General features: G+C 41.7%; 9 protein-coding genes. 3 read left to right on the top strand and 6 right to left on the bottom strand.

The genetic code is table 11. The features are described from left to right. Positions 1-847 precede the first annotated feature (847 nt). Positions 848-1,231: an NAD(P)H-quinone oxidoreductase subunit M gene (locus ACEW80_RS18400; protein WP_373527976.1), complete on the bottom strand. Its 384-nt coding sequence runs from the start codon at positions 1,229-1,231 to the stop codon at positions 848-850. Positions 1,232-2,121: 890 nt separating this feature from the next. Between ACEW80_RS18400 and ACEW80_RS18395 the strand changes: the two genes are divergently transcribed. Together ACEW80_RS18395 and ACEW80_RS18390 are read left to right on the top strand one after the other, a co-directional pair. Beyond that, positions 2,122-2,406 carry an Npun_R1517 family heterocyst differentiation transcriptional regulator gene (locus ACEW80_RS18395; protein WP_373527975.1) on the top strand — a complete coding sequence of 95 codons (285 nt, stop codon included), beginning with the start codon at positions 2,122-2,124 and terminating at the stop codon, positions 2,404-2,406. Positions 2,407-3,322: 916 nt separating this feature from the next. Next, a complete protein-coding gene (locus ACEW80_RS18390; RefSeq protein WP_373527974.1) occupies positions 3,323-3,766 on the top strand; it encodes a molybdopterin-binding protein in 444 nt (147 codons plus the stop codon). A 221-nt stretch (positions 3,767-3,987) separates the two neighbouring features. Here ACEW80_RS18390 and ACEW80_RS18385 read toward each other — a convergent pair whose 3' ends face one another. The 4 genes from ACEW80_RS18385 to ACEW80_RS18370 all read right to left on the bottom strand — a co-directional run bounded on the left by ACEW80_RS18385 (position 3,988) and on the right by ACEW80_RS18370 (position 10,897). Further along, positions 3,988-4,425 carry an Rrf2 family transcriptional regulator gene (locus ACEW80_RS18385; protein ID WP_373528003.1) on the bottom strand — a complete coding sequence of 146 codons (438 nt, stop codon included), beginning with the start codon at positions 4,423-4,425 and terminating at the stop codon, positions 3,988-3,990. A gap of 214 nt (positions 4,426-4,639) precedes the next feature. Further along, positions 4,640-7,582 carry a beta-phosphoglucomutase gene (gene pgmB / locus ACEW80_RS18380; RefSeq protein WP_373527973.1) on the bottom strand — a complete coding sequence of 981 codons (2,943 nt, stop codon included), beginning with the start codon at positions 7,580-7,582 and terminating at the stop codon, positions 4,640-4,642. Positions 7,583-7,896: 314 nt separating this feature from the next. Further along, positions 7,897-10,308 (bottom strand): sucrose synthase, encoded by a 2,412-nt coding sequence (locus ACEW80_RS18375; RefSeq protein WP_373527972.1) that lies wholly within the window; start codon positions 10,306-10,308, stop codon positions 7,897-7,899. A gap of 367 nt (positions 10,309-10,675) precedes the next feature. Next, complete coding sequence (locus ACEW80_RS18370) at positions 10,676-10,897, bottom strand: DUF4327 family protein (protein WP_373527971.1); 222 nt, start codon at positions 10,895-10,897, stop codon at positions 10,676-10,678. A 339-nt stretch (positions 10,898-11,236) separates the two neighbouring features. Here ACEW80_RS18370 and ACEW80_RS18365 point away from each other — a divergent pair, with 339 nt between their 5' ends. Then, entirely contained in the window at positions 11,237-12,469 is a 1,233-nt protein-coding gene (locus ACEW80_RS18365) for a cysteine desulfurase-like protein (RefSeq protein ID WP_373527970.1), read from the top strand. Here the strand turns inward: ACEW80_RS18365 and glp are convergent. After that, positions 12,466-13,707, bottom strand: a complete 1,242-nt coding sequence (gene glp / locus ACEW80_RS18360; RefSeq protein WP_373527969.1) for a gephyrin-like molybdotransferase Glp — start codon at positions 13,705-13,707, stop codon at positions 12,466-12,468. The genes ACEW80_RS18365 and glp overlap by 4 nt on opposite strands. Positions 13,708-13,784 lie beyond the last annotated feature (77 nt).

The following is a 13,784-nucleotide window of genomic DNA, read 5'->3' as shown; positions in this document are numbered from 1 at the left end:
CATTAGTAGGGACAATCTAGACCGCTCATCTTTCTGAAACTTGACATACCCAGACTTTAGATGATGATTTTAGTTGGCGGATATCAGCAGGTGCTAATACTTAACTTAGCCAAAGAATACGCTCCTAAGTCAACCCTACAGCCTCATCATAGCTTCTATTGCTCTGTGACTCTTCATCGCCAAAGCAACTAACTCCAACCCTGTTACCAAAGCATAACCCAAGCATAACTCCGCTATTTGCTTTTGCTGAATTACCCCATCATCAAGAGGCAGATTAATGTTGGTGTTTATTTAGTTTATAAGTAGGATAGCAATAATTAACTTTAATTAAGAATTAAGATAATTAAATATACTTTTGGCAAAAATACCTGACGAATGATGTAATTTTCAAAATCTCTTCAGAATTGCTGAGTAACCAAAGCAGCTAAACAGGAGTACTGATTCAGGACTCAGCATTGTTTCGGTAATCTCGTTTCCAGGTTCTAAGAGGATGAATGAACAAGTCCTCTTCTTGGTAGCAAATACTTTGAGATCCCCCTCAATCGCCTTTGAAGAAGGGGGACTTTGAGAGAGGTTGCCCCCCTTTTTTTAAGGGAGCCAGTGCGTTGGGCGGCTCCGCCGACTTGTACCCCTTCGGGGAAGCAAGCTACGCGCAGCGTCTCCGGCAAGGAGAAGGATCTGGCGTGGGTTAGGGGGGATCTAGAAGTGCCTAAAATCACAGCCAACCACTTGTTCATTCATCCTCTAAGAAGGAAATGCTCTTTGGGGAGGCAGCAAAGCCTCACAGAGGGCATTCCCACTCAGTACTCATCTGAAAATAGCTGGAAGTTGACACAGAAGGGTTCAGCTAGCCCTCTATCAACTCTTTAGCTGATTGTTTGTCGTCAATTACAACTTGAGGGACTCCCATGCTGTAGTTGGTAACGCGAGCAGAGAGATTATAGCTGAGTTCACCGAGTTGCAGGAGCGATCGCAGATAATGCTCTAAGTCTGACCCAACACGGCGTAAATTATAGTCTGTCAGATCTGCGCCACTAGATGCTTCTACTAGTTCGTCAAATTTGCGATAAACCTTTTGCAGCGCATCTTCATTCCAGTTAAATTCGTTGTCTGGGTCAACATCTAACGTTAAAACTTGTTGACTAGGAACCAGTTCGCCATCCCGGTCAATTTCACCTGCAAAAATGCGGACATGCCGGGTTGTGGACTTGAGTAGCATCGGGTTATCCATAAAAAGGTGTAAGATTTGGGTGGATTACACTGAAATTATTGTAGACGCTATATCCGAGCTTGAATGCTCTCAATTTACAAGCTTTGAACCCAGTTTCAAAAGGGTATATTGAATGGGCATAAGTAAAAATATCACCTGTACTGATTAGCTTGCTACTTTTATTAGGAGTTGAAGCCGGATCTACTTACTACTAGTACTGACAGTAGTCCAATTATTTATCTGCAAAAATTACTTGGTAGAGTGTTTTCATTTGGGCATACAAACAAGTCTGAGTGGTCTGCTAATCTTACCTACTGCGAGACTTTTTTTACTATCAAGCCCAGAAGACAGTAGGGTGAAGGGCTTGGCTGGAACATTTTGACCTGTGTATATTTTTTTAGGGAGAACAAAAATTTTTCCTTAATAACTATGTTCAGAAATCTCTTTTGAATTTACTGCTGAAAAAAACGTACATCTAGTAATTTTACGGAATAGCGCTACATCGACCTCTGGCTTTAATAAAATGAAAAAAGTTAAGCGCTTTTACTTACGTATAAACACCAAAGTTAGAGTAACAAGTCAAACTGTTATTGACGTTCAGATAAAGTTGATGTAAAAACCTTTAAAAAGGTAGAACAATTTCTTACAGAAACTTTATTGTGTAGAATCTTAAAAACTGAATAATAGTTATGGCTTACCATAAGCTACATCTAGCACAGGAACATCAAAATCTAGATAGTGAAAATTTAGGTTGAAAATAAAACACAGGAGAGGAAAATGGAATACAAAGGTGATGGATGAAGAAAAATTCTTAATTCAAGCACTTTGGATTCAAAAGAGATATAAAGAATTTTTGCTGGACATCTACCTCCTTACCCTCATGACCACCAAGTAAAGGAATCTCAATAGCTATGAACTCCAAAGCATTACCACGCCAGATAAATAATCTCGAAGTAGGTGTTTATGAGTGCGAAATACATCTCAAATTCCGGTTGATTGAGGAAAAGAGTTTATTAAGCGATCGCGAACAACTCTTACAGGTGCTACTTGATGCTTTAACCGAGGGTTCTGACGACTTTTTAGAGACGCTGCAAGCATCAGTTAAAGCACAGGAAGTATCTGAGTTTAAAGCCTCACATCAAATGCGACGCCAGCTAATGCGCTTGCGTAACGTTGCTGATAATCCCCAAACTTAAAGGTGTAATTTAAGTAGAGGTAAATTGTGAATTGGGTATCAAAAAAAATGTTGTTCCCATGCCCCGTTGCAATAAAAACTAAGCAGTAAGTAGAATTCATAAAATATTGTGATTTCTACTTTGTGAAAGTCTTATTTAGCAGCACAAAATCCCAGGAACAGTTTCCTCTATTAAAAACTTTGTAGCAAAGGGTACTGGTAGAATCTGAAAGCAAATTCAGCCGGGTGTATTTTACCGAGTTTTTATTAAAACATTGCATGAAAAACAAAATTCTCTGTATTTACAGATGGGGAATTAAACAATAGGCGCAAATAAAATGAAAATCTAAAAGACTAAAGTAAAAATAAATAACTTTTCTTTTAGCTTTTTGCTTTAGCTAAGTGCCTGATCGCTAAATATAGCAACCGCTAAGGCGGTTTGAGCATGATCGGTTACTATATTTCCCAAATTGTGGCAGACTGACCATAAGTATCGGCGATCGCCTGCTTATGGTCAGTCACTGTTTAGAGTTGATTATCCCATACCAAATTTTGATTACCTACTAAGTAAGTAGGTGAGAAGAAATCAAAGTAGATTAAGTCAGAACTTACGCACTGTACAAATTAATCATGGTATGCTTTTGCCAAAATCGGTCGTTTCAGGCTTTGATTAATCATTACTTTGATGGTAAATAGATCCGCGCTGTAGGGGTTTAGCAATGCTAAACCCTTACGACAGATGCGGTTTTTTCCATTACACACATTTGGTATTTTCTGTCAATGCGTAAGTTCTATATTTATCTAGTTAAGCTATATAAGATTAATTAATTTTCTAGAAAAACCCAGAAAATCCTTCAATAAAAATTTTTTGAGTAAAACTACACATCGAATTGATACTTGGTAGAATCGTACCAACGATCGCCAAAATTGATAATATTATGCCAAGAAAAGAACAAGGATGGGTCACATTTCAAACTTCAGAGGAGGAACGGAAGATTCTGGAGGAGTTCTGTGAACAGTATCAACGCACCAAGACTGAGATTTTGCGGGAACTGGTGCGTAGTCTTAATCAGCACTCGCCACTACCAATATCACTGCCAACTAAGCAGGAAAAACAGGAAGATATTTATATTCAAAAGCTTGAGATAGAAAGTAGTATTCAAAAAAAATCACTAAAAGTTAGCTCTCGCAATATTCTTAAAGGTGTCGTTAAACGAGTTATCTTAGGGGCTGTTAATAGTGAAGTGACACTGGAGATTATTCAGAAAGTAGAGTTAACCTCGATTATTACCAGAGCTTCCGCAGAAGAGTTGGAACTATCTGAGGGAAAAGAAGCTTATGCAGTCATCAAGTCCAACGATATTGTTATTGCCAGAGAATAAACCAGAATTCAGGAGTCAGAAGTCAGAATACTCCAGCCATGTACCCCTGAGGGGAAGCAAGCTACGCGCAGCGTCCCGTAGAAAAGAGATAGAGTATTAAGTCTTGAAAAATCTTTTAATTTTGTTTCGCCCACAATTCAGCTTGGTTTTAAACCAATATTCATTATTCAGTCCTACAGAATCCAATTCTGAATTCTTCTTATAAAAATGGCATTAATATCCTAAATATAATACATAAGTTCCTTCTGTACTCGGACTGCTCTTTTTTCACAAAGGTCTTGGAGTGTATATTTTTCCAAAACGGAGTTAGCAGCCTGACGTGCTTCCTGCCAGACTTCTTGAATTAGCTCACCTTCTACCGTGTTGGGAGTTGGCTCACAAGCAGAGTCAACAGCATCTGACCCTTCCATGCAGCTAAAAGCATCTAGTACTGTGATCTTCTGAGGATCTCGTGCTAGAACGTAGCCACCTTTGGCTCCACGTATACTTTTAATCAAACCTCCGCGCCTTAATGTTGCCAGAAGTTGTTCCAAATAGCGGTTTGGTATGTCTTGTAATACCGCTATCTCTCGAATTTGCAGGGCTTCACCGTTAGGGTAGCAGGTTGCCAACTCTAACAGGGCTAGAAGTGCGTATTCTGATTTATTAGAGATTATCACCACAGACGTAATATTTCAAACTCACATCTAAACATCCAAAGCCACTGAGTCTGTTTGCTTAACTTACTGCTAAGAAAAACTCTACAATCTACTTTTTGTTGAGTGGCTAACCTTACTTTAAAGACTTTCAAGGATAGAAGCAATTACTTTTTTTGTTTTTTTCAATAAATTAAAGTGATTAATCGGTGTACGGTCTTCTGGAGTTTAAACTAAGTTATTGTCTGGCAATATTGCTTAATTTGGCTCTTAAATCTGCCCATTTGATGCCTGCTAGGCTGGGCAAGACAACATGAGCGGCTCCAACTCGTTCATTGGGTCCGAGTCCTACTGCCCACATCCCTGCGGCTAGAGCGGCATCAATTCCGGCTGCGGCATCTTCTACAACCACAGATTGCCCTGGTTCGAGTCCTAGCTGCTTGGCTGCGTACAGAAATAGGTCGGGTGCTGGCTTTGGTAGCTGCACACTATAACCGTCAGCGATCGCATCTACTTTATCAGCAATGCCCAATAGCTCGATCACTGTCTGGGCATTTTTGCTAGCTGAACCAATACCAATTTTAATCCCAGCTTGCCGCAGTTCATCCAAGAGGGCGATCGCTCCTGGTAACAAATCCTTGGGTGTCATATTTTGGATCAAATCTACGTAGTACCCGTTTTTACGCTCCATCATCTCCTGGATTTGGGCTTCCGAATACGGTTTATCCCCGATAATTAGCATCAGAGATTCACGACGAGATACACCCCGTAGTGCTTCGTTAGCTTGCCGATTAAACGGTATCCCCTCTTCATCTGCTAGCTTTTTCCAAGCTAAATAGTGAATTTCTGCTGTGTCTGTTAACACACCATCTAGATCGAAAATAAATCCTTGGATGTTAGGCATTGGGTATTGAGTACTTGTACTGAGGGTTCGCGTAGCGTCTCGTAGAGAAGTATTGGTTATTCCTCCTGTCTGAACTCCCGGACGCAAATCGAAGTCATGCCATTGACCGCGCCAGTGTAGTTTAAACTTCAGGCGCGTCCAGCCAGGGGGAAGGTGGGGGTTTGCTACAGGGCCATTTTCGGTTATTTGGATGCCGCCGAATCCAAAAATTACAGCTTGCCAAATGCCACCAGCACTAGCGCCGTGAATTCCATCACTGGTGTTATTTCGGTTATCTTCAAGATCAACCATTAACGCTTGCATAAACTGTTCGTAAGCTTGAGTTGATTTGCCTAAATCTGAAGCTAAAATGGCATGAACTGCTGGGCCAAGGGACGAACCATAGGTAATATCGGTGCGGGGTGCGTAATAGTCCCAGTTTGCTTGCAATGCTTTTTTGTTGTAGGGAAAATCTGCTGATTCCCGCATTAAATATAGGAGCATTAATACATCTGGCTGCTTGAGTACTTGATATTTGTTAGTTTTCTCAATGCCTAATATCGGTTGCATGGAGCGATCGCGTGGTTCATAGTCTGCTAAATTGATATCTTCCAATTGAAAAAATCCCTCGATCTGCTCAATTAGTTCTGTTGATGGGTCATAGAGAAACAATATTTTGGCAATGATATCTTGCCAATGCGATCGCTCTTCTGGAGTGAGTTTTAATTTCTCTTCTAGTTCGGTAGCTCGTTCGGGGAATTTGTCAGCCAACCAATCGTAGACTGCGATCGCTTTCTCTAGATGCCATTGCGCCATGCGGTTTGTAAAGGCGTTGTTGTGGACGAATTCATGGTATTCATCCGCTCCGATGACTCCCCGAATTTCATACTTTTGGCGCTCAGGATTGAATTCGACCCGGCTACCCCAAAAGATGGCTGCATCTAAGATCACCTCTGCGCCACGCTTTTGCATCCAGTCATCATCACCAGTGGCTTGCCAATAGTTCCAAATGGCGTAGGGGATATCTGCATTGATATGAATTTCGCGATCGCGGCACCAAATTCGCACGTCTTCACCATAAAAATCACTACCGATAGCCCAACGTGGTGTAACTTCATCTCCGGTAATCGCACTTTCCCAGGAAAACATTGCCCCTCTATAACCATAATGGGCTGCCTTGCGTCTAGCTCCATTCAAAGTGTGCCAACGGTAACTGAGTAAGTTACGAGCGATCGCTGGTTGGGTAAACAGAAACATGGGCTGCATAAAAATTTCTGTATCCCAAAAGATATGACCGCGATAGCCAAACCCCGAAAGAGTTTTCGCCGGAATGCTGACTCTATCCTCATGCCGTGGAGCAGCAATCAGCAGTTGAAAGAGATTGTAGCGAACCGCAAAAGCCGCTGTACCATCCCCCTCAATGAGGATATCACTTTGTTGCCAAACCTCATCCCATGCCTGTTCATTGGCTTTTAGTAATGTTACGTAGTCTGGCAGGTGCGCGAGTTTTTCTTGAGCTGCTGGGACTGGTGTTTCACTCTCCCGCGAGGTAAAAACTGTGACTAGTTTTTCTATTGTTACGGTCTGTTCCGCTTTAGCTAAGAAGGTCGTACTTAAGGTCGGATAACCAGGTGCGGTACTGACTTGCAAAGATGCTTCAATGCCTGATATTGTCACCTTAGCTGCCATACCGAGTTCAATTCGGGAGTTGCGGGTGCGGCGTTGTAACCAGATTCCTTGGTCAGTCTTGCCTTGGTCTAGTCCTTCCCAGTGATTGAAACCTTGATTTTCTGGATAGCCGTTGATACTAGCTTGAATTTCGATTAGCCCATCAAAATCTACTGGCGTTAAATAGCAGCGTAGCGCCAATACGTGCGGATCTGCAAGACTAGCAAAGCGTTCAAAGCTGATGTCTATAGTATTCCCACTGGGAGAGCGCCAACGCAAAGAGCGGCTGAGAAGTCCTTGGCGCAAATCAAGCTGCCGATTATAGCGCAATATCTCACCTTGATCGAGACGGAAGCGATCGCCATTCACAATCACTACCAAGGGCAACCAGTCAGGGCAATTTACCAGTTCAGTGTACACCACCGGCACATCATCGTAGACACCGTGGATAAAAGTAGCTGGCATTGCATGAGGATACCCTTCTTCAAAACTGCCTCTTGTTCCCAGGTATCCATTACCGATAGTAAAAACGGTTTCTTTGGAGTGCAATTTTTCAGAGTCAAACAGGGTTTCGGTTAATATCCAGTCTGTGTAAATAAAATGGGGAGTGGGGAGTGGGGCATTAGACATAGGGATTAGGGATTAACGACTTTGAGAGAGATGAATGGAGTTCCGAGGTGGATGAACGAGTCTTTGAGAGAAATGAACGGAGTTCCAAGGTGGATGAACGAGTCTTTGAGAGAGATGAACGGAGTTCCAAGGTGGATGAATGAGTCTCTAATTCAATACGCTTGGGTTAGTAATATTTAGTGTTCGGAGATCCCCCAACCCCCCTCAAAAAGGGGGGCTAATATCTCTTTTACCCCTTTTTTAAGGGGGTCGCCGGAGGCGGGGGGATCTTAACCCAAGCGTAGTCTCTAATTCTCCTTGTCCCCCTCGTCCCCTCATCCACCCATATGCTTTTCTAAAATCTTTTCGGCTCTGGGTTTATAAATGAGATGAAATAACGCTTCCATGTAGCGATCTCTGGCTTCGTTATTTTCCGGAGCAACAAAGTTCCAAAAACTAAACATTTTAGCAAGCAGTAGTAATTGATTGCTATGTAAATGCCAATTATATTTGTTATGAATTCGCTGGCTCATCCATTCTGATACTTCGTGCCAGTATTCTGCATGAGCATCACATTTTTCCAGGAAGTCTAAAATTTTCTTTGCTGTTCCTTCCAAGTCTGTAGGATTAACATTAAATTCGTTTTCTTGATTCTCAATAATTTCTAAAGAACCGCCAAATTGAGTAGTGAAAGTAGGCAAGCCAGAAATCATGGCTTCCAAAATACTCCGCCCGAAGGATTCAAAGTGGGCAAAATGAACATAAATTCCCTGAGAATCTGCAACTACTCGGTAGGCTTCGCCGAGTTCACTGCTAGGGATACGCATCCCCAACCAGCGAATCTTGCCATAGAGATGATATTGATTAATAATGTTGTGGAGTTTTTGAATTTCTTCCGTTTCTTCTGAGTTTATACCTTCATGTGGATACAGCTTACTACTTAAAAGTATTAGGTTACAACGCTCTTGCAACGCCTGACTTTTACCAAAGCATTCTGCTAAACCAGTCAGGTTCTCGATGGAAGTAATGGTATCAACGGCAAAGATTGGTAGCTTTTTAGGGTGATCTAGATTACCAAATATTTGGGGATCTTCGTGGCTAAAGAGTAGGTCGTGAATTTGTGTGCGAAGGTTAGAATCTCGGTCTTCTTTTTGGCTATAAGAAAAGAAAACATTCTCATTTACTCCCGGCGGCACTAAGTTGAATTTAGGACTAAACAAATCAATCCCATCAACCACATGATACAACTGCGGCATCGTAAAGCACTTATACGACTCGTATTGACCCATGCTGTCCGGTGTGCCGACAATTTCCTGATAGGACGACGTGATGATGAATTCGGCTGCATTCATGCTAATCAAATCGGCAGTGAATTGTACCGAGAAGTGATATTGATCTTCTAAATCTTGCCAATATAAATTGCTAAATAGATGTTTCGGCTTTTCTAAAGAATGGGCAATGTTGCACTGGGTAACTTTCATCCGACGAGATAGGAGAAAAGCTACTAAATTACCGTCGCTGTAATTACCAATGAGGAGATCGGGTTTCCCTTGGAATTGAGCTAGTAATTCTTTTTTTGCATCTAAAGCAAATTGTTCTAAATAAGGCCAAACCTCAAATTTAGAGATCCAATTGTTAGTGATTTCTGGATTAAATTCCCCAAAGGGAACGCGTAATATCCAAGCATTTTCAGTATCTTGGACTTTTTCTAAACGCAGGTTGCAAAGTGTCCCTTCACAATTAGGGATTAGTCGGGTAAGAATAATTACGTGGGGTTTAATGCCCAACAAATCAAGTCCAGCGAGTTTGATTTGTTCACGCAGTTCGTTTTCTAAGCTGCGAGCTTGTTCGAGAACATAGATAACTTGACCGAGTGTTTCATCTCTTCCTAAAACATCTTGTTGTCCTACCCAGCCGTGAACGGAAACGAGGACGACGCGGAAGACGGCGGGGACACGGGCTACAAATGCTTCTAAGATGCCCGGTTCTGGGGAGTAAATGAGTCGGTCGAGAAGTTCTAGGGTTCCCCTGACTCGCGCCGCAGTGTTACCCCAACCCGGTTCAAAGCCGAGTTTTTGGAGGTCAGAGCGGAATTTTTCATCAGGTTCATCAGGCTCAAGCTCACTCAAGAATTTGAGTGCTTGCTTAATTTGTTTAGCTAACTGAATACCTGAGGGAATGCGATCGCTCAACAACAGGCTAATACCATCGTATTGCAGCCCATGTAATGCTTTAAATAACATTTCTACCCAATATTCAGGGTCAGCCAACAACTGATTGCACAGGTAACGATTGAGGAAGGCTAAACCTTGACCGATATTTCTCGCGTCGTCGATTCTTAAAGAACTCTCATAAAAGGGGTGGAGGTCGATTTCGAGGATGTGGTTTTGGTAGCGGTTAACTAAGCGATCTCTCACATCTAGCAGCGCTTGCGGCGTCATCTGCTCGAACCGATCAAAATCGGCTGTCAGTTGCCAAACTTCTTGGTTAGCAATCCTGGGTCGAACCACGAACCAAGTACTTTCATCTTCAAGAATTATTTCGTGGGTGTACTGTATCAGTTTCCCAACATAAGAAGAGTGGTAAAAATAGGCTGGCTTTTGGAATTGATGACAGTAGTCGGCAAAACCTTGCAATATCTCATTTCTCAGAAAGTAACGCTTATCTGAAGCACTCAACGCATAAATAAACTGACGCAGAGCAGTTTTTTCATCACCGTTGAAGACAGCTTGAACTAGTTCATGCATGATGACGAATTCCAGAAATTTAGCTAGGTCACGACCTCATTTTTCTCTCCGGCTCTGTGAGGTACATTTCCCCCACGATGCTAAATTACTATAAAAATCTTTGCGTCTAGCTCTGGTATGAAAAGCTGCTAGAACTTCAAATCTATGGGATGAGAGAGCAACGGCTTCAGTGTTAGTTGAAAGGCAGGGCTATTTCATTTTCATCTAGCCCGCCTCAGAATGAATTCTGAGCCTAATAGCAAAAGTCGTCTAAAGACGACTGAAAAAAGGTTATAGTCTAGTCCGTTTTAACGGACTTTAGCTATTAGCCTGAAACTTTAGTTTTGGGCGGTTTATGCCTAAAATGAAATAGCCCTTAAAGACAGCCTCATTCTTCTTCCCAAGATTCGTGATTCAGCAGGTCGATAATTCTATCTCTGAGTAGAAATTCATTTTTTTCTAGCTCCAGTTCAAAATTAATCCAGTCACGATGAGGAATATATTTGCAGAGGGTGTAAATTGGCTGCTGACGGTTAATAAGCCCCTTTTTCACAAGTTGAAGTGCTTCTACCTTGATAACCTCTATGTCGTATTTAATCGTAGTATTCATAAATCGTTCCTTTGTTCTCAATCACGGAATTGAGAACTAAAACAATAGTTGCTTTGACTCTACCTTAAAATTATCAAAAAAATTGGCGAAAATTGTGAAGAATCAAGACATTAATGCTTGCTGGAAGTCAGATATGCCAGTAAGACACTTTTTATGTTCCCAAGTATACCTTTTTTAGAGAGATTTTTACAGAGTAAGAAGGGCGGCACAACAAGCTGTAGACAAAAATAGAGCCACTATTCAAAGACGCTGCGCGTAGAGAAGCAGTACTAAATGCTCTCTGTGAGAGTTGCCAAAGGGTAGGCTAGGGTAAAGAACATTCTCTAAAGGACTTCTACCATGCTCTTGAATCTTGATAAAGTTCGCCAATATTTTCCCGCTTTAGCTGGTGAATGGACTTTTTTTGATAATGCTGGCGGCTCACAAACCCTGAAAAAAGTAGCAGATAGAATTAGCGAATTTCTGCTGACTTCTGATGTCCAGTTAGGAGCTTCTTATGCGGTTTCTCAACTTGCAGGAGAACGATTGGCTTTAGCAACTAGGGGAATGGCTACTTTCATTAACGCCAATTCTCCTAAAGAAGTGGTCATGGGGCCATCTACTACAATGATGTTGAAAGTTCTCTCAATCTGTCTGGCTCAAACTTTCATGCCTGGTGATGAAATTATTGTTACTAATTGCGATCATGAATCGAATATTGGTGCTTGGGTTGCTCTTGAAAAACAAGGGATGAAGATTAAAGTATGGCAAATTCGCCCAGACAGTTTGGAACTTCATTTAGCAGATTTAGAACCATTGATGAGTCCGCGTACAAAACTGGTAGCTTTGACTCACGCTTCTAATGTTTTGGGAACCATCAACCCGATCAAAGAAATCGCTGCATTTGTACACGATCGCAAGGCGATGATTTGTGTAGATGGTGTAGCTTATGCACCACACAGATTAGTTGATGTCCAAGATTTAGATGTTGATTTCTATGCTTTGAGTTGTTATAAAGTTTATGGACCACATCATGCTTTACTCTATGGCAAAGAAGAACATTTATTAAGATTGCCTGGTCTGAACCATTATTTTATTGCTCAGACAGATATACCTTATAAATTTCAGTTAGGGAATGTCAATTTTGAATTAAGTTATGGAATGTTAGGTTTATGTGATTATTTAAGTGAATTAGCACAGTTGCACTATGGCAATCAAACTGCACTTGATTTGAGAAATCAAATGGTGCAAGCATTTGATTTAATTAGCATACATGAAGAACATATTAGCGATCGCCTCCTAAATTACCTCAACAACAAGTCTAATGTGCAAGTGATTGGTAAATCAAAGGCTGATCGGCAATTACGTGTGCCAACCATATCCTTTGTAGTAAATGGAATGAATAGCTCAACCATTCCGGCAAAAATTGACCAACATTACATTGGGATTCGTTATGGTGACTTTTATGCTAAACGGCTGATTGAATATCTGGGGCTAGCGTCGCAAGGTGGAATAGTCCGGGTGAGTATGGTACATTACAACACCCTTGAGGAAGTTAACAGCTTGATTGAGGCTTTTGAGCAAGTATTTTAATCCTTACCAAGCTGCAAAACTTGCACCTCTTCTTGTGGGTAAATTAATGTTTTACCCACTGGTAGAACAGCTAAGGCATTGGTTTGAGCTAAATTAATTAAATTGCCGGAACTGTGACTACCACCAGCTTTGTAAAATTCGTAAACACCATCAATTAAATGCAATTTACCCCAAAGGTAAGTTTCATTCTTGCCGTCCGATCGCAATTCATCATGTGATCGCACTTTCAAAAAAACTGCTTCCCAACCTCCAGTAATTCCCGAAAGTTTCTTGATTGCTGGTAGTACAAACCGCCAAAATGTCACCAACACAGCCGCAGGGTTTCCTGGTAAACCAAAGTAGAGTGGGGAGTTTTGAGTTGGGAAAGTGGCTACAGTAAGGGGTTTTCCGGGCTTTATCTGTACAGCCCGAATGTGGATTTTTGCTTTTAATGACTCTAGAACTTTGTCAATATAATCATAATCTCCCACTGAGACACCACCAGAAGAGATAACTATATCAGCGATCGCAACGGCATGAGCAATGACTTTCTCCAGAGCAACTGGATCATCCTTAACAATACCTAAAATTAACGGTTCTGCCCCACTCTGCTTTACTAAAGCTGCGATCGCATACTGATTAGAATCCACAATTTGCCCTGGTTGCAGCAGTTTGTCAATTGGTACTAACTCATCACCAGTAGAAAAAATTGCCACACGCGGACGACGATAAACACTTAATTGCTGACATTGTGCAACTGCTAATACGGCAATTTCTGGAGCATTTAACTTAATTCCTGCTGGTAATAGTTGTGTCCCAGCTTCGTAAAAAGATGCTTTGTGTCTGACAAATTCTTGCGGTTTTGGCGCATCCAAAATAAACACGCGGTTTTCCTCCCGACGTGTCCTCTCTTGCATAACTACAGTATCCGCACCGACTGGCATCACGGCACCTGTGAAAATCCGCGCGGCTTGCCCTGGTTGAATCGGAGACTTGGGCTGATACCCCGCCGGAATCTCTTCAACAATTTCTAAAACGGCTGGTTGTTCGGCGCTAGAGTGCTGCACATCTTCGTAGCGAACTGCGTAACCATCCATTGCCGAATTATCCCAATGGGGAAAATCTAGCGGACTGGTGACAGGTGTTGCCAAAATCCGACTATCTGATGTGAATAAATCTACAACTTCTGTATCCCGTTGCTCATCCAACGGTTGTACTAAATTTAAAATAATTGCTTGTGCATCGCTGACTGATAACATAGCGATCGCGCCTCCGACTTTTTACATTTATCCCCGTAAAGTAACACTGACCACTCAATTAAGAAAGTATATAATCT

The organism is Nostoc sp., assembly GCF_041747015.1.
Classification (GTDB): Bacteria; Cyanobacteriota; Cyanobacteriia; order Cyanobacteriales; family Nostocaceae; genus Nostoc.
The sequence above is the reverse complement of the archived record's forward strand: the minus strand, read 5'-3'. Positions and strand labels throughout refer to the sequence as shown.